Raw genomic sequence first — 16,368 nt, 5'->3', positions numbered from 1 at the left:
AAATTGTTTGCGCGGCTTGTGTCGCATCTGGCCGGTGGCGAGCTTGTCTGCGACGCCTACAGCGATCTCGGTCTGAAATTCGTGCGTTCCAGCCCGACGTTCCGAGCTACCGGGGCCGAGCTTCACTGGGCGATCAACGACCCGCGCGAGCTGGAGCAGGCTGCGCCTGGCCTGCGGTTGGTGGAGGAAACCTCCGCCTACAAACCCGAACATGCCGCGCGCGTGAGCTGGTTCGCGGGCCTGATCTTCCGCCTTTGGAGCCACATCCCGGCCCTTCGCAAGGTGGGCCGGTTGCTGCGGTTCCAATTTGACGATCAGCGCGCCCTGGCGGTGGCGAGCGCGCGCGAAAAGGCGGCGGCAAAACTTTCGCGGGAAGCGGGGTCGAGGAAGGACCCGATCGACACGATCTGCCCCTGCGCTTCCACTGCCATCCTGGTAATGCCGATCTCGGCATGGCGGGCGATCGAGAAGCGGGCCCAGAATGGATTGAAGCGGTGCGCTTCCGATTTGCCGGAGGGCGCGGTCTTGCGGATGTCGAGGGTGGTGCGCGACACCGACACCTCCTCGCGGGCGCGGGCGGCGCGGTAGTTGACGCGGAAGGCGATGTAGACGGCGATCACGTCGAGCCCGAAGAAGCCGAACACCGGCCAGGCGCCGCGCGACAGGAAGAACGCGCCGGTGACCAGCCAGCCGAACGACAACGCGGCCATCAGGACGAAGAAGCCGGTGCGGCCGAGCGAGCGGTGCGGTGTCAGCAAGGCATGGAAGAAGGGTTCGTCGGCCTGGAAAGAGGCGTTTGTGTCGCTCATGGCTGGATATTATAGGAAGGGAATGGCAAGCCCCAAGACGAAAAAATCCCCGATGGCCAAAAATGCACTGCCGCCCGGCCGGCGCGACGGCTCGAACGCCAAGCCGCGGCCGCGGCCGGCACGATCACGGCCGCTCTACAGCCCGGCCGAGGTGCATGAGATCTTCCGGCGGTTTTCGGTGCAGCGGCCGGAGCCGAAGGGCGAACTCGAGCATGTCAACGCCTTCACCTTGCTGGTCGCCGTGGTGCTTTCGGCGCAAGCGACCGATGCCGGCGTCAACAAGGCGACGCGGGCGCTGTTCAAGGTCGCCGACACGCCGCAGAAGATGCTGGCGCTGGGCGAGGCAAAGGTCGGCGACTACATCCGCACCATCGGACTCTGGCGCAACAAGGCCAAGAACGTGATCGCGCTGTCCAAGGCGCTGATCGACGAGCATGGCGGCGAAGTGCCAGACGACCGCGACCAGCTGGTCAGGCTGCCGGGGGTCGGGCGCAAGACCGCCAATGTCGTGCTCAACATGGCCTTCGGCCAGCACACGATGGCGGTCGACACGCATATCTTGCGCATCGGCAACCGGTTGGGGCTGGCGCCCGGCAAGACGCCTGAGCAGGTCGAGCAGGGGCTGCTGAAGATCATTCCGGAAGAATATATGCGCCATGCGCATCACTGGCTGATCCTGCACGGCCGCTATGTCTGCAAGGCGCGCAAGCCGGACTGCCCGGCCTGCGTCATCGCCGATCTGTGCAAAGCGGCCGAGAAAACGTCCGAGATACCAGCGCCGCTGGTGCCGATCGCGCCGCTGGCGGAGAGCGTCGCCGTGGAGGCTCAGTAGCCGCGCGCCATCGCCGCGGCGAAGACCGGGATCAGCAGGAAGATGAAGGCTTCGGCGCGGACATAGGTCTTCACCGAGGCGAGCTCGGCCGCCGGCACCTGAAAGCCGGGAGTGGCGCCGGCCTGCCGGTTCCAGGAGATGAAGCGGATGGTCGGGACGATCGACAAAAGGCCGACGATGACGAAGGCCGTCATCTTTGCCCAGAACATCCAGTTGTAGATGTAGAACTCCCAGCCCTTGAGGCCATAGAAGACACGGCCGGCGCCGACGATGACGATCAGCGCGGCGATGATGCCGTAATGGCGGTCGATGCCGACAAGGCGCTTCAGCGTCGCGGCGGGCAAGTCGCCGCGGATCAGCACGAATTCGGCGCCGATGATGCCGGCCAGCGAAAACACCAGCAGATGATGGATGATGGCCAGCACGAGGTCGGTGGTATCCATGCTTTTCCTCTGGTTGGATGATGCGTGGGCTGAATCAGATTCCCGCGAAGACTAGCATCGCCGGACAGAATTCCCAGACATGGCCGGCAGCTAGCTGCTCTGGTGTGATGGGACGTTCTGGTCTGGAGGATGATCCGGACCGCCGTGGCCCTTGTTCGGTGCGGGAGGTTTGCTAGGCGCCTGCTTGACGTTCAAGCGAGGCAAGTTTTATGGGCAGTCCAAAGGCAACCGGCGTCCCGGTCATCGAAACGGCGCGGACCATCCTGCGGGCGCACCGGCTGGACGATTTCGACGCCTACGTCGCCATGTGGGCCGATCCCGCCGTCACCCGCTTCATCGGCGGCAAGCCGCGGACGCGCGAGGAAAGCTGGATGCGCTTCCTGCGTCATGCCGGCCTGTGGTCGCTGCTCGGCTACGGTTTCTGGGCGATCGAGGAGAAGGCGACCGGCCGCTTCATCGGCGAGGCCGGCTTTCACGATCTGAAGCGCGCCATCGAGCCCTCGATCGAGGGCGTGCCGGAAGCTGGCTGGGCGCTGGCTCCGGAAGCGCAGGGCCGGGGACTGGCCAGCGAAGTGGTACAGCGGGCTCTCGCCTGGGGCGACGTGACGTTCTCGCCGGCCAGAACAGTCTGCATCATCGATCCGGAAAACACCGCCTCGCTCAATGTCGCGGCCAAATGCGGCTACACGGAAATCCTGCGTACCACCTATCACGACAACGCGACGATCCTGCTGGAACGGCATCCCTGAGCCAGCCCAGCCATCCTCAGCCGGCCATGCGCAGCTTGCGCGCGAGAGCGCTGTCCGGACCGTCGTCGGGGGCAGCGCGCGAGCCCGGACTCAGCAGCTTCGTCGTTGCGTTGAAGGGTTGCGGCCGGGCGATCGCATAGCCCTGGCCATAGTCGACGCCGATCGACTTCAGGGCCTCGATGATGCTCTCGCTTTCAACGAACTCGGCAATCGTGCGCTTGCCCATCACCTTGCCGATATGATGGATCATCTCGACCATGGCCCGGTCGATGCGGTCCTCCAGCATGTCCTTGACGAAGCTGCCGTCGATTTTCAGATAGTCGACAGGCAGGTGTTTCAGATAGGCGAAGGACGACATGCCGGAGCCGAAGTCGTCGAGGGCGAAGCGGCATCCCAACTCGCGCAACTGGGCAATGAAGCGCATCGCGTTGGCGAGATCGGCAATGGCGCTGGTCTCGGTGATCTCCAGGCAGACCATGTTCGGCGGAATGCCGAAGACGCCGAACTGTTCGCGCAGGAAGTCGAGGAACGTCTCGTCGCCGAAGCTCGCCCCCGAGAGATTGATGGCACAGGTGGCGATCGGAGCGGCCGTTGGGTTGGCAAGGCGCGCGGCCAGAACGGCGAATGCGCCGCGCACGACCCAGCGGTCGATCGCCGGCATCAGCCCATAGCGCTCGGCCGCCGGGATGAAGCTGGCCGGCGAGACGATGGAGCCGTCCTCATCCGTCAGCCGCAGCAGGATTTCGATATGTGCGCCGGCTTCGGCCACGGCATCATTGAGCGGCCAGATCTCCTGGCAATGGAGCCTGAAGCGATTTTCCTCCAGGGCAGCGTGCAGGCGCTGGACCCAGGCCATCTCGGTGAAGCGTTCGCGCAGGGCGGTGTCGCTGTCGCTGTGCAGCTGAACCCGGTTGCGGCCCTTCTCTTTGGCCATGTAACAGGCGACGTCGGCGGCCTGCAGGGTCTCCTCGAGCGTGACTTCGGCATCGGTGATCTGCACCACGCCGATGCTGACAGTGATGACGAAGGGCCGCCCATTCCAGGAGAAATGCAGATCCTGCACGGTCGCCCGCAGCCGTTCGGCGATATCGGCGGCGACATCCGCGCTGCAGTCGAAGAGCAGCACGCCGAACTCGTCGCCGCCGAGCCTGGCCAGGATGTCGCCCGCGCGCAGCTCATTGCCGAGCAGGACCGAAACCTGGCGCAGCAACTGGTCGCCGGCGGCGTGGCCGCATGTATCGTTGACGAGCTTGAACTGATCGAGATCGAGATACATCAGCGCGTGCTGGCCTGGCCGGCTGTGCAAGTCCGCCGCCGTTCTTTGCAGGCGGTTCTCGAAGTCGCGGCGGTTGGCAAGCCCAGTCAGCGCGTCGTGCGATGCCTGCCATGAGAGCCGCTCGATATAGTCCTGTTCGCGCGTCATGTCGTGGACCGCGAGCACGGCGCCGACCAGCCTGCCCGCGACCGACAGCGGCGCGCCGGTCAAGGCGACGGGAACGACCGAGCCGTCAGCGCGCTTGAGCAGCCATGGTCGGGCGTTGGCGGGCTGCGGCTCGCCGGCCAGCAGGCGCTCCATCCACCGTGTCTCCTCGACGCCCGTTTCCTTGTCGATGAGCCTGAACAGCGATGCGATCGGCTTGCCCTTTTCCGCATCGAACTGGCGCGCCAACAGACGCTCGGCAACGGCGTTCATATAGTCCAGCCGCCCGTCGGCAGTCGTGCTGATGACGGCCTGGCCGATCGAGGCGAGCGTGATTTGGGCCCGTTCGCGTTCGGCGTTGAGCGCGTTCTGAAAGGCCTGACGCTGCGCCAGCAGCTTGCGCGTGCGCCACACGGCAAGCAGGATCAGCAAGGCCGCCGTGGCCAGGTTGGCCAGCGTCAATGCCAGCTTGATGAAACGCGAACCTTCACCCAGGCTGTCGGAGAATGCCTTGGAAAGGGGGCCGATCTCATCGTTGAGCCGGTGGATCTCTGCCTTCCAGGCGCCGATCTGCGCCGCCGATGCCGGTCCTTCCTCGATCTTGCGGTGGATGGCGTTGCCGAGCTCGTCGAGCGCCAGGATCATGACGTCTGCCGCCGCCCAGCGCTGGATGGCCACATCGAGGTAGCTGACATCGCGGAAGTTGCGGAACAGCCAGATCATCCCGGTGACATCGTCGGCGTGATTTCCGCCTTGCAGGAAACCGGCGCGCGCCGCGTCGGTGTCAGGCTCGGCTTGCTCGAGCGCCAGCCGCGCCGCGTGGTCGGCCAGCGGAACGGCGATCGCGTCGCGATATTCGTTGAAGAAGCCCGTTTTGCCGGTATCGACATAGAGGCTGAGGAAATAGATGGCCTCTTTCTGTCCCTTCGACCAATGGCTTTCGCCGCCAACGTAGGCGCGAACGGCCGAAAGCGTATAGAGGCTGCCGCTGGCGACGAGAGCCTGGATCAGGACCACGAGTATGAATGGCCAGACCAGTCCGACAAGACGCGGACTGGCAAGCGTCGCTGACAGCCTCATCAAGCTTCCATGGAAATTGCCATGGCTCCCCGTGAATCCGCCGGTCCGACCGATCAGTCATGGGTCGGACGAAACCTCTCGCCCTCATGTCGCAGCTCGTTATGCGACAACAGCTCGACTAGCATGTCGGCCTTAACAGCCAATAAACTTGTCCAGTATTTTAGCTCGACACAAGGCGTCTTCTTCCGCGGCGAGCTTACGCCGGGGTATAGGATCGGATTTTAGGAAAATATTATTGGGGCTCGACTGCTTCCAATTTGCCCGAATGCCAATGTCCGGCAAGTCGCGGCCGAAGCCTGTGAACATAATTCAGATAGATTCCAGTGCTTTGCCGGCGCTGGCCGCTTTCACGCTTGCCCGTTCGAGCATCGAGGCGTCTTCGCCGAAGGCGCGGGTGGCGCGGGCGGCGGCCTCGAGCAGGGGCGCGGTCATGCGCCGCAGAAAGGCCGCGTCCACGCGCGTTCTCGGCCCGGCCAGGGTGAGCGCGCCGAGAAGGGTCCGTCCGGGGCCGAAGACAGGCGCCGAGACGCCAGCCGTCTCGGGATCGCGATCGCCCACCGACAAGTGATGATAGTCTTCGCGGATGGTCTCATAGGGCTCGCCCGGCTCGCCCGAAAATGCCGCGAGCACGCGGCCGCCGGAGCCGGCCAGCAAGGGCAGCACGTCGCCCTCGCGGATCGTGTAGCGGATCGGATGCTTGGACTCGACGCGGTAGAGGCAGGTACGGACGTCGCCGGAGCGGACATAGAAGGCGACGCTTTCCCAACTCCGCTCGGACAGGTCGCGCATGATCGGCAGCAGGACATCCATCGCCACCACCGAGCGCTGGTAGATCGCGCCAAGCCTGAAGGTGGCCGGCCCGATGCGATAGCGCCCGTCGTCCAGGCGTTCCAGCAATTGCCCGCGCATCAGCGAGTTGGCGAGCCTCAGTATGGTGCTCTTGTAGAGGCCGGTGCGGGTCGCGATCTCGGCCAGGCCGAGCGAGCGGTCAGCGGGGGTGAATGCGTCGAGGATGGCGATGGCGCGGTCGAGCGCGGCAACGCCTTCGGCCGACGCCGGGCTGGCAGGTGTATTTTTCATCCCGATGATGATTTCATGTTGGTCGCCCCGTCCAGGCCAAGCCCGGATGAGGCGATTTTGTCGTGGCAAAATCGTTCTGTCCAGTAGAATGCCATTCCCGTTGACAGAACGCAGTCACAAATGCTTGAACTCGAAGGCGGGTCTGAATTCAGGCCACGTCTTGGCAGGCACCGGAGGAGGTGTCGTGATTTGGAGGAATCCCATGCTGAACAGACGCAGATTCTTGACGAGCACCGCGGCCGGCTTCGCGGCACTGCACTTCACGCCCGCCTTCGCGCAGGACGCGCCGCAGCTCCAGATCTTCGTGCCGGCCGCGCCCGGCGGCGGCTGGGACCAGACGGCACGCACGATCGACCAGGTGCTGCGCTCTGAAAAGCTGATCTCGGGCTCGCAGATCACCAATGTCGGCGGTGCCGGCGGCACGGTCGGCCTGCCGCAATTCGTCAACCAGTGGAATGGCAAGGCCAATTCGCTGATGGTGGCCGGCATGGTCATGGTCGGCGCCATCATCGCCAACAAGTCGGCCAACAACCTGACAGAGGTGATCCCGATCGCCCGCCTCACCGGCGAGTTCGAAGCGCTGGTGGTGCCGGCGGCGTCGCCGTTCAAGACCGCCGCCGACTTCGTCGCCGCGCTCAAGGCCGATCCGACCCAGGTTCCGGTGGCCGGAGGCTCGGCCGGCGGTTCGGACCATATTTTGTTCGGGCTGATCGCCAAGTCGGCCGGCGTGCCGGCGACCAATCTCTCCTATGTGCCGTTCGCCGGCGGCGGCGAGGCGCTGTCGGCGCTGCTCGGCAACCAGGTGGCGGCCGGCATTTCCGGCTATGGCGAGTTCTCCGAGCAGATCAAGGCGGGAGCGCTCAGGCTGCTCGCCATCTCCGCCGACAAACGCCAGGAGGGCATCGACGCGCCGACGCTGAAGGAGGCCGGCATCGATGTCGAATTGTTCAACTGGCGTGGCGTCTTCGCCCCGCCCGGCGTGTCCGATGCCGACAAGGCAGCGCTCATCAAGCTGGTCGAGACCATGGCCAAGAGCGAGGCCTGGGCGACCGAGTGCAAGAACCGCAACTGGACGCCGATCCTGCTCACCGGCGACGACTATGCCAAGTTCGTCACCGAGGACACCGCCCGCATCGGCGCCATCCTCAAGGATCTCGGCCTCGCCTGATGCCTTCCCGGAGCGGGGCGGCCCGCGCCGCCCCGCCTCGACGCTCGCCAAGCGCATGGACATGAACTCCGTCGCGGGTGAGACTGCGGTCAGGACCGGCCGTGGGATGCCGGTCATCCAGGGAGGACATTCATGAGCACCAGCGACCAGCAGGCGCCGCCGCGCTTCGCCATACCCGAATTGTTGATCGGCGTCGGGCTCTTGGCCTGCGCCGCGGCCGTGGCCTGGCAGACACTGGCGATCCCGGTGTCGCCGCTCTATTCCAAAGTCGGTCCCAGGGTGTTCCCTTATATCACCATGGCCGGCATGGTGGTGCTGTCGTTGCTGCTCATCGTCGCGGCGCTCCGGGGCGGCTGGCAGCCGGACGAGGAGAAGGAGACGCCGACCGACTGGAAGTCGATGGGCTTCGTGGTGGCCGGCCTCGTCGCCAACCTTACGCTCATCCATCCGCTCGGCTTCACCGCCGCATCGGTGATCATGTTCGTGCTGGTCTGCTACGGCTTCGGCAGCCGCCGCCCGCTGCGCGACGTGCTGCTCGGGCTGATCCTGGCGCTCGCGGCCTATTTCGGCTTCGCTAAGGCGCTTGGCGTCAACATCGGCGCCGGCTTCGTCGAAAACCAGCTGAACACGGTGATCAACGCCGTCATCGCCATGGTCAGGGGCTGACGCGATGGACACGCTCAACCAACTCGCACACGGCTTCTCGGTAGCCTTCACGCCGGCCAATCTTTTGTGGTGCCTGGTCGGCACGACGCTCGGAACGGCGATCGGCGTGCTGCCCGGCCTCGGGCCGGCGCTGACCATCGCGCTGCTTTTGCCGATCACCTACCAGGTGGCGCCGGAAGCCTCCTTCATCCTGTTCGCCGGCATCTATTACGGCGCCATGTATGGCGGCTCGACGACGTCGATCCTGCTCAACACGCCGGGCGAAAGCGCCACCATCGTCACCGCCCTGGAAGGCAACCGGATGGCGCGTTCGGGCCGCGGCGGCGCCGCTCTCGCCACCTCGGCGATCGGCTCGTTCGTCGCCGGCACGATCGGCACGCTGGGCGTCGCCTTCCTGGCCCCGATCGTGGTCAAGTTCGCATTGGCCTTCGGCCCGGCCGAGTATTTCTCGCTGATGGTGCTCGCCTTCATCACCGTCTCGGCGGTGCTGGGCTCGTCCTCGGTGCGCGGTCTCACCAGCCTGTTCGCCGGCTTCGTCATCGGCATGATCGGCGTCGACCTGCAAACCGGGCAGCCGCGCTTCACCTTCGGCATGGGCGAACTGCTCGACGGCGTCGACGTCATCATCGTCGCGGTCGGCCTGTTCGCGGTCGGCGAGACGCTCTACATGGCCTCGCGCCGCTATGCCGGCAAGGACGAGATCGTGCCGCTCAAGGGCTCGCTCTACATGACCGCGGCCGAATGGGGACGCTCGTGGAAGGCATGGCTGCGCGGGGCCCTGATCGGCTTCCCGATCGGCGCCATGCCGGCCGGCGGCGCCGAGATCCCGACCTTCCTCTCCTATGCGATCGAGAAGAAGCTGTCGAAGCACAAGGAGGAGTTCGGCACGGTCGGCGCCATCGAGGGCGTCGCCGGCCCGGAAGCCGCCAACAACGCCTCCGCCGCCGGCGTGCTGGTGCCGATGCTCACGCTTGGACTGCCGACCTCGGCCACCGCCGCGATCATGCTGTCGGCCTTCCAAAGCTACGGCATCAACCCCGGGCCGCTGCTCTTGACGACACAGGCCAATCTCGTCTGGGGCCTGATCGCCAGCCTGTTCATCGCCAACGTCATCCTCGTCATCCTCAACCTGCCGCTGATCGGCCTGTGGGTGCGGCTCTTGAAGATCCCGGCGCCGCAGCTCTATGCCGGCATCCTGGTGTTCGCCACCGTCGGCACCTATGGCATCTCGCAGTCGCCGGTCGATCTCGTCATCCTCTATCTTCTGGGGGCGGCCGGCTTCCTGATGCGGCGCTTCGATTTCCCGACCGCGCCGGTCATCATCGGCATGATCCTCGGGCCGCTGGCCGAGACGCAGTTCCGCCGCGCGATGACGATCGCCAACGGCGACTGGACGGTATTCTACCGGCATCCGCTGTCGCTGACGCTGCTGACGCTCGCCTTCATCGGTCTCGTCGGGCCGCATATCTGGGCCTGGGTCGAGCACCGGCGCAGGCGCGGACCGGAGCACGTGCCCGGCGATGCCTGATCGATCTGGAGCATCATGACCGACCTGCTTTCCGGCATCCGCGTCCTCGATCTGACCAATGTGCTGGCCGGCCCTTATTGCGCCTACCAGCTGGCGCTGCTCGGCGCCGACGTCATTAAGGTCGAGGCGCCGAATGGCGGGGATCTGGCGCGCCAGCTCGGCGCTTCGGCAACGCTCAACCAGGCCGGCATGGGCGCCTCTTTCCTGGCGCAGAACGCCGGCAAACGATCGGTCGTGCTCGATCTCAAGCAGGAGGCCGATCGCGACCGCTTCCTCGACCTGGTCGCGTCCGCCGACGCGCTGGTGGAAAACTTCCGGCCGGGCGTGATGGACAGGCTTGGGCTCGGCTATGCCAGCCTGAAGGCTATCCGCCCGGGTCTCGTCTACTGCGCCATATCGGGCTTCGGCCAGAGCGGACCGATGCGCGACAATCCCGCCTATGACCAGATCATCCAGGGCCTGTCGGGCATCATGAGCATCACCGGCACGCCGGAAACGGCGCCGCTGCGTGTCGGCTATCCGGTCGCCGACACCCTCGGCGGGCTGGTCGGCGCCTTCGCCATTGCTGCGGCCCTGGTCAAGCAGAAGACGAGCGGCGAGGGGGCATTCCTCGACGTGTCGATGTTAGAATGCACGCTTTCGGCGCTCGGCTGGCCGGTGTCCAACTATCTGACCGCCGGCGTCGAGCCGCGGCCGATGGGCAATGAGAACATGACGGCCGCACCGTCGGGCGCGTTCCGCACCGGCGAGGGGCTGCTCAACATCGCCGCCAACAAGCAGGAGCAGTTCGTCACGCTTTCCCAACTGATCAGACGGCCCGAACTGGCATCGGATCCGCGCTTTGCCGAGCGCGAGGCGCGCAAGCAGAACCGCGCCGCGCTGAAGGCGCTGATCGAGGATGCGCTGGCGGGCGCCTCGGCCGCCGCCTGGGAGGAAAAGCTCAACCGCGCCGGCGTGCCGGCCGGGCGGGTGCTGACGATCCCGCAGGTGCTCGACGAGCGCCAGGTGACCGAGCGCGGCATGACGACCCGCTTCGAAGGCGTGCCCGGCATGGACCGGCCGCTGACGGTGGTGCGCGGCGGCTTCATGGTCGACGGCGCGGCACCGCTGCCGGCCGGGCCGCCGCCGGCGCTGGGCGAGCATATGGACGAGGTGTTTGCGACGCTGCCGGCGCGCGACAAGACAAGAGCGCCGGCATGAGCGAGGACAAAAAGACCGGCCGCGCGCGCGGCGAGGATTGGTGGCGGACCGGCATCATCGAGATGAGCCCCGGCGTGATCCGGCTGCGCGGCTACGAGATCCAGGACCTTATCGGTCGCGTCAGCTTTCCAGCCATGATCTGGCTGATGCTGCGCGGCGAATTGCCCAGCGAGGACCAGGCGGCGCTGCTTGGCATCGCGCTGGGTGCCGCCGTCGACCACGGGCCGCAGGCGCCGTCGATCGCCATCGCCCGCATGGCGGCGACCTGCGGCGTCGGCATCAACAATGCGATGGCTTCGGCCATCAACGTGCTGGGCGACGTGCATGGCGGCGCCGGCGAGCAGGCGCTTTCCTTCTACGGCGACGTCGCCGCGGCGATGGACCAGGGCACGACGCTGGCCGATGCGGTGGCGGCGCGGCTCGATCGGTTTTTCGCCGAAGACAGGGGCTATGTGCCGGGTCTCGGCCATCGCTTCCATCCGGTTGATCCGCGCGCGCCGCGGCTCATCGAACTGACCCGCGATTTCGCGGCGCGCGGCGTGGTCGGCGGTCGCTTCGCCGACATCGCAGAGGCCATCGAGGCCGAGGTGGCGCGGCGCAAGGGCAAGCGCATCCCGCTCAACATCGACGGCGCGACGGCGGTGATCTATGGCGAGCTCGGCTTCCCGCCACCGCTGACGCGCGGCCTTTTCGTGCTGTCGCGCTCGGTCGGCGTCCTGGCGCATGCCTGGGAGCAGTCGCAGGAAACCGAGCGCAACAAGGGGCCGCTGCCGCGGGAATGGCTGTGGGCCTATACGGGTACTCCGGTACGACCGTTTCCCGGGCGCGAGGATGAGAGCAGCTGATCTCAAATCGCGTCGGGAGGCTCGGTCTGGGGGACAGTCAAATCCCTCAGCAGCGTCGACAGATCCGGCTCGTCGATAAGCAGCGCCGCATCGGCTGGGGCAAGCCATGCCCGCTGCCGCGTGCCCGCTTCCATCCAGCGGGGCAACTCCTCCGTCACGTTCAGCAGGTAGACGACGACGTCGACGCGGACGAAGCGGCTTGCCAGGCGTTTCCAGTAGGAATAGGTGCCGGCCGGCTGTTTCAGGATGTCACCGAGGACGCCGGCTTCTTCCCGCGCCTCGATCATGGCCGCCTTGCGCCCGCTCTTGCCTTTCATTGGCCAGCCTTTTGGCACGATGAAGCGCCTGGTCGTGCGCGACGTCACCAGCATCACCTCGATGTCGCCGCCGGCGTCCAGCCGAAAGGGGATGGCCGCCACCTGGCGGATCCGTTCCCCCTTCTTTGCCTTGCGTACCGCTGTCTTCTTGGTCGCTGCCATTCCCAGAATCCGGCCGGATCGCGCCCCTGCCCAGAAGGGAGGGCGCCATGCCGCAAAACCTCAAAACCGCCGGCAATGCAACGTGGCATTTTCCGGCAGGTAAGTCGGCTAAATAAATCGAAAATGCCGGCTTGTCAGCGGCACGACGTCAAAATTGCATTGCCCAGCACCTGACAGCCCGGCTTGACGACCGGCACCTGCGGACGAGGCTGCGGCACAATCTGGCGGTCCAGCTCGCGATTTAGCTGCTGCTGTTGCTGGAACTGCTGCCGCAGCATCCTGTTCTGCAGCTGCAGCAGTTCGTTCTGCTGGACCAGAACATTGCGATTTGTTGGGATAATCACCTGCGCCAAGGCATGGGGAGCCACCGCCGGCACGATCGCCGTCGCCAGCATTGCCGACATCAGAACCGTCGTTGGACGAAGCTGCGGCATCGATCCGCTCCCGCGTTAAAATCTACCATCCATATAGGGCATTTGACAGGCGGTGCCATGGTCGATGGGCGGCCACGCCGAATTTGATTGGTTCATCCGCCACGAATCTGCCCACCAACCTGGCATTGCCCTTGATGGCGGAGCTGTCGGCGGACTGAGTGCCTTCTTTGGCCGACCGGGACGATCGGCAGTGCCGATCGCCCGTATCAGTCCACCTCGCGCAGGCGGTAGCCGACGCCGGTCTCGGTGGTGATGTAGCGCGGCTGATCGGGGGTCTTCTCGATCTTCTGCCGGAGCTGGCGAACGTAGACCCTGAGATATTGCACGTCGGTGGAGTCGCCCCAGACCTGCTTCAGCAGGAAATGATGGGTGAGCACCTTGCCGGCGTGCTGCACCAGGATGCGGAAGATGTCGTATTCCTTGGGCGAGAGTTTTACCTCCTTGCCCTCGACCGTGACGATGCGCTTGACCAGGTCGACGGTCAGGTCGCCGGTGTGGAACACCGGCTTCTCGCCCTGCTGCTGGAACTTGTGGCGCAGCGCCACGCGGATGCGGGCGACGAGCTCGTTCATGCCGAACGGCTTGGTGACGTAGTCGTCGGCGCCGAGCTCCAGCGCCGAGACGATGCCGGCCTCGTCGGTACGGCTGGAGAGGATGACGACGGGAATGTCGAGACCCTCGCCCCGCCATTTGCCGAGCAATTCATGACCGGTCATGCCGGGCAGGCCGAGATCGAGCAGGATCAGGTCCGGCTTCTCCGTCGCCACCAGCTCGATGGCTGCCTTCGCGTTGGGTGCTTCGGAGACGGCATAGCCCTGGCTGCCCAGACCGACGCGCAGCAATTTGCGGATCGGCGGCTCGTCATCGACGACCAGTATGGTGACGTTCTGATTGGTCATGCCGGATCACCGTTGCTCTGATCGTCCGTACTGGCGCGGCGCATGCCGGGCACATCGGCCGGCACCGGCATGCGGATGGTGAAGATCGCGCCGGCGCGGTCGGTGCGGTTTGCCGCGGTGATCGTGCCTCCCATCGCCTCGATGAAGCCGCGGCTGATCGACAGGCCGAGCCCGGTGCCGGCGCGCACCTGATCGCGCTTGCGCACCCGGTAGAAGGTGTCGAAGATCCGTTCAAGATCATCGGGCGGGATGCCCGGTCCTTCGTCCATGATCTGCAGGATGACGGAGCCGTTGTCGACCCAGCCCTGCAGCCGGATGGTGGAGCCGGGCGGGGCATATTTCGCGGCGTTGTCGAGGAGATTGAACAGCGCCTGCTCGAACAGCACCGGATCGAGCCTGAGCATCGGCAAGTCGGCGGGGATGTCGATCTCGGTCTTGTGCTCCTCGGTGATCTTGCGTGCGCGGAGCAGGGCGGAGCCGACACTATCGCCGACAAAGTGCAGTGCGTGGTTCGGCTCCATTGCGCCGGATTCGATCTTGGTCATGTCGAGCAGGTTGGCGATGAAGCGGTTCAGCCGCTCCGATTCGTCGAGCACCGTCGACAACAGCTCGGCACGGTCCGTTTCGGGCAGCGCCGCCGCGAATTCCCTCAGCGTGCCGGCCGCGCCCATGATGGCGGCGAGCGGGGTCTTCAGATCATGCGAGATCGAGGTGAGCAGCGCCGAGCGCAAGCGGTCGGCCTCGGCGGCGAGCTTGGCACGGTCGACGTCGGCGGCGAGCTGGATGCGCTCGATGGCGACCGCCGCCTGGTCGGCAAGCGCATCGAGCAGGCGCTGCTGCTCGGGCGTCAGCAGCGGTCCCTGCCTGTCGTCGTCGAGGCCGACGACGCCGATCGCCGTGCGGCCAGTTCTCAGAGGAAGGTAGAGGCGTTTCGCGCCGGGCAGCGTGTCGGCGCCACGGCCGGCGGCGCGGTTATGCTCCCAGGCCCAGCGGGCGGCCGCGATGTCGGCCTCGGCCAGCGTGTCGTCGGGCGGATAGCCAGCCTTGACGGTGATGGTGCCGTTCTCGGGGAGGAGCAGGACGACGCGCAGCTTCAGCATCAGCGCGATCTGGAAGGCGGTCGCCCACAACACGTCGTCCAGCGTGCCGGCGCCGGCGAGCTTCCGTGAAAACTGATAGAGGTCCTCCGTGGCGCGCGCCCGCGAGCGGGCGGCGATCGCCTGGCGCTGCACGCGCGCGGTCAGATTGCTGGCGATGACGGCGACGACGAGAAAAACGGCAAGCGCGACAATGCTCTCCGGGTCGCGGATCGTCAGCGTGTAGCGCGGTTCGAGGAAGAAATAGTTGAAGGCGAGCGCGCTAACCAGGCAGGCGTAGAGTGCCGGCCAGAGCCCGCCGGTCACGGCCGATGCAAGCACCGCCACGAGAAAGACGATGGCGAGATTGCGGACGTCGAGAAACTGGTCGAGGACCGCGCCGAAGGCGAGCGAGCCGGCGACATAGGCCGTGGCAAACAGATAGGGCCAGATCTCGAAGGGCTTCTGCTCGGCTGCCGTGCCGACAGTCTTCGCCACCGCCTCGCTGGCCTGCTCCGTTCCCGAAATGACGTGGACGCTGATGTCGCCAGCATCGCGGATGAGATCGTAGGTGAGCGAGCCTTCGATCAATTCCCGCCAGCGCGAGCGGGTCGGCCTGCCGATGACGATATGGGTGAAGTTGTTCGCCTTGGCATGGCGAACAATGTCCTGCGCGATGTACTGGCCCGGAATGGTGGTGACCTCGGCGCCGAGCTGCTCGGCGAGGCGCAGGTTCGCCGCCAGCCGGTCCTTGTGGTCTTCGCTCATGCCGGCCGAGCGCGGCGTGTCGACATGCAGCGCCGTCCAGGGGGCGCGCAGCCGGTCGGCCAGCCGGCGCGCATAGCGGATGCGGGCAGCGCCGCCAGGGCGCGCATCGACGCAGACGAGCACCCTTTCGCCCGCCGCCCACGGCCCCGGGATGGCGTGCGACTGCATGTGGTTCAGCAATTGCTCGTCGACGCGCTGGGCGGTGCGGCGCAGCGCCAGCTCGCGCAGCGCCGTCAGATTGCCCGGCGAGAAATAGTTCTCGATGGCGCGCTGGGCGGTGTTGGGGAAATAGACCTTGCCTTCCTCCAGCCGCTTGATCAGGTCGTCCGGCGTGAGATCGATGATCTCGATGTCGTCGGCCTGGTCGATGACGGAATCGGGGACCGTCTCGCGGACCCTGACGCGGGTGATCTGCGCCACGACATCGTTCAGGCTTTCGACATGCTGGATGTTGAGCGTGGTGTAGACGTCGATGCCGTGCGTCAGGATCTCCTGGACGTCGAGATAGCGCTTGGGATGGCGGCTGCCGGGAGCGTTGGTGTGGGCGAGCTCGTCGACGAGTACCAGGGCCGGGCGGCGGACAAGGATGGCGTCGAGGTCCATCTCGTCGAGGACGCGCCCCTTGTAGTCGACCTGGCGGCGCGGGATCAGCTCATAGCCTTCGACCAGCGCCAGGGTTTCCTTGCGGCCGTGCGTCTCGACGATGCCGATCACCACGTCCACGCCGTCGGCCAGCCGGGCGCGGCCGGCCATCAGCATCTCGTAGGTCTTGCCGACGCCGGGCGCGGCGCCGAGGAAAATCCGCAGGCGGCCGCGCTCCTCCCGCTCCGCCTGCTCGAGCAGCGCGTCGGGAGAGGGTCTGGTCTCGTTGCTTCTGGCGTCCGGCATCTGA

General features: G+C 66.0%; 15 protein-coding genes. 7 read left to right on the top strand and 8 right to left on the bottom strand.

Features of this window, described 5'->3' with window-relative positions:
• Positions 1-314: 314 nt before the first annotated feature.
• Positions 315-809 carry a DUF2244 domain-containing protein gene (locus EN846_RS08770; RefSeq protein ID WP_127286380.1) on the bottom strand — a complete coding sequence of 165 codons (495 nt, stop codon included), beginning with the start codon at positions 807-809 and terminating at the stop codon, positions 315-317.
• A gap of 22 nt (positions 810-831) precedes the next feature.
• On the opposite strand from EN846_RS08770, the gene nth reads away from it, so the two are divergent.
• Entirely contained in the window at positions 832-1,641 is an 810-nt protein-coding gene (nth, locus tag EN846_RS08765) for an endonuclease III (RefSeq protein WP_127286379.1), read from the top strand.
• On the opposite strand, the gene EN846_RS08760 is transcribed toward nth, so the two are convergent.
• Positions 1,635-2,084 (bottom strand): DUF2214 family protein, encoded by a 450-nt coding sequence (locus EN846_RS08760; protein ID WP_127286378.1) that lies wholly within the window; start codon positions 2,082-2,084, stop codon positions 1,635-1,637. The two genes, nth and EN846_RS08760, sit on opposite strands and share 7 nt — an antisense overlap.
• A gap of 209 nt (positions 2,085-2,293) precedes the next feature.
• Between EN846_RS08760 and EN846_RS08755 the strand changes: the two genes are divergently transcribed.
• Positions 2,294-2,833, top strand: coding sequence for a GNAT family N-acetyltransferase (locus tag EN846_RS08755; protein WP_127310572.1), 540 nt, complete (start codon positions 2,294-2,296; stop codon positions 2,831-2,833).
• A gap of 16 nt (positions 2,834-2,849) precedes the next feature.
• Here EN846_RS08755 and EN846_RS08750 read toward each other — a convergent pair whose 3' ends face one another.
• Complete coding sequence (locus EN846_RS08750; RefSeq protein ID WP_127286136.1) at positions 2,850-5,333, bottom strand: EAL domain-containing protein; 2,484 nt, start codon at positions 5,331-5,333, stop codon at positions 2,850-2,852.
• 309 nt (positions 5,334-5,642) lie between these two features.
• The gene (locus tag EN846_RS08745; protein ID WP_127391440.1) at positions 5,643-6,413 is read right to left on the bottom strand and encodes an IclR family transcriptional regulator; all 771 of its coding nucleotides are present in this window, start codon (positions 6,411-6,413) and stop codon (positions 5,643-5,645) included.
• A 202-nt stretch (positions 6,414-6,615) separates the two neighbouring features.
• Between EN846_RS08745 and EN846_RS08740 the strand changes: the two genes are divergently transcribed.
• The 5 genes from EN846_RS08740 (at position 6,616) to EN846_RS08720 (ending at position 11,820) form a co-directional block, all read left to right on the top strand.
• Positions 6,616-7,581 carry a tripartite tricarboxylate transporter substrate-binding protein gene (locus tag EN846_RS08740; protein ID WP_127286134.1) on the top strand — a complete coding sequence of 322 codons (966 nt, stop codon included), beginning with the start codon at positions 6,616-6,618 and terminating at the stop codon, positions 7,579-7,581.
• 132 nt (positions 7,582-7,713) lie between these two features.
• Entirely contained in the window at positions 7,714-8,247 is a 534-nt protein-coding gene (locus EN846_RS08735; RefSeq protein WP_127286133.1) for a tripartite tricarboxylate transporter TctB family protein, read from the top strand.
• Positions 8,248-8,251: 4 nt separating this feature from the next.
• Complete coding sequence (locus EN846_RS08730; protein ID WP_127310122.1) at positions 8,252-9,775, top strand: tripartite tricarboxylate transporter permease; 1,524 nt, start codon at positions 8,252-8,254, stop codon at positions 9,773-9,775.
• 15 nt (positions 9,776-9,790) lie between these two features.
• Positions 9,791-10,975, top strand: a complete 1,185-nt coding sequence (locus tag EN846_RS08725) for a CoA transferase (RefSeq protein WP_127391439.1) — start codon at positions 9,791-9,793, stop codon at positions 10,973-10,975.
• Entirely contained in the window at positions 10,972-11,820 is an 849-nt protein-coding gene (locus EN846_RS08720) for a citryl-CoA lyase (protein WP_127391438.1), read from the top strand. The genes EN846_RS08725 and EN846_RS08720 overlap by 4 nt, the downstream gene beginning before the upstream one ends.
• Positions 11,821-11,822: 2 nt before the next feature.
• Here the strand turns inward: EN846_RS08720 and EN846_RS08715 are convergent, their stop codons facing one another.
• From EN846_RS08715 to EN846_RS08700, 4 genes are all read right to left on the bottom strand, one after another.
• The gene (locus tag EN846_RS08715; RefSeq protein ID WP_127287138.1) at positions 11,823-12,299 is read right to left on the bottom strand and encodes an NUDIX hydrolase; all 477 of its coding nucleotides are present in this window, start codon (positions 12,297-12,299) and stop codon (positions 11,823-11,825) included.
• Between the two features lie 134 nt (positions 12,300-12,433).
• Entirely contained in the window at positions 12,434-12,733 is a 300-nt protein-coding gene (locus EN846_RS08710) for a hypothetical protein (protein WP_127391437.1), read from the bottom strand.
• A 206-nt stretch (positions 12,734-12,939) separates the two neighbouring features.
• On the bottom strand, positions 12,940-13,632 hold the full coding sequence (locus EN846_RS08705) for a response regulator transcription factor (protein ID WP_127391436.1): 693 nt from the start codon (positions 13,630-13,632) through the stop codon (positions 12,940-12,942).
• Positions 13,629-16,364 (bottom strand): sensor histidine kinase KdpD, encoded by a 2,736-nt coding sequence (locus EN846_RS08700; RefSeq protein ID WP_128346007.1) that lies wholly within the window; start codon positions 16,362-16,364, stop codon positions 13,629-13,631. The genes EN846_RS08705 and EN846_RS08700 overlap by 4 nt, the downstream gene beginning before the upstream one ends.
• Positions 16,365-16,368: the final 4 nt, after the last annotated feature.

It is taken from the genome of Mesorhizobium sp. M4B.F.Ca.ET.203.01.1.1 (assembly GCF_004791025.1).
Taxonomy (GTDB): domain Bacteria; phylum Pseudomonadota; class Alphaproteobacteria; order Rhizobiales; family Rhizobiaceae; genus Mesorhizobium; species Mesorhizobium abyssinicae.
Note: the sequence above shows the minus strand (reverse complement) of the source record. Positions and strands in the feature narration are given on the sequence as shown.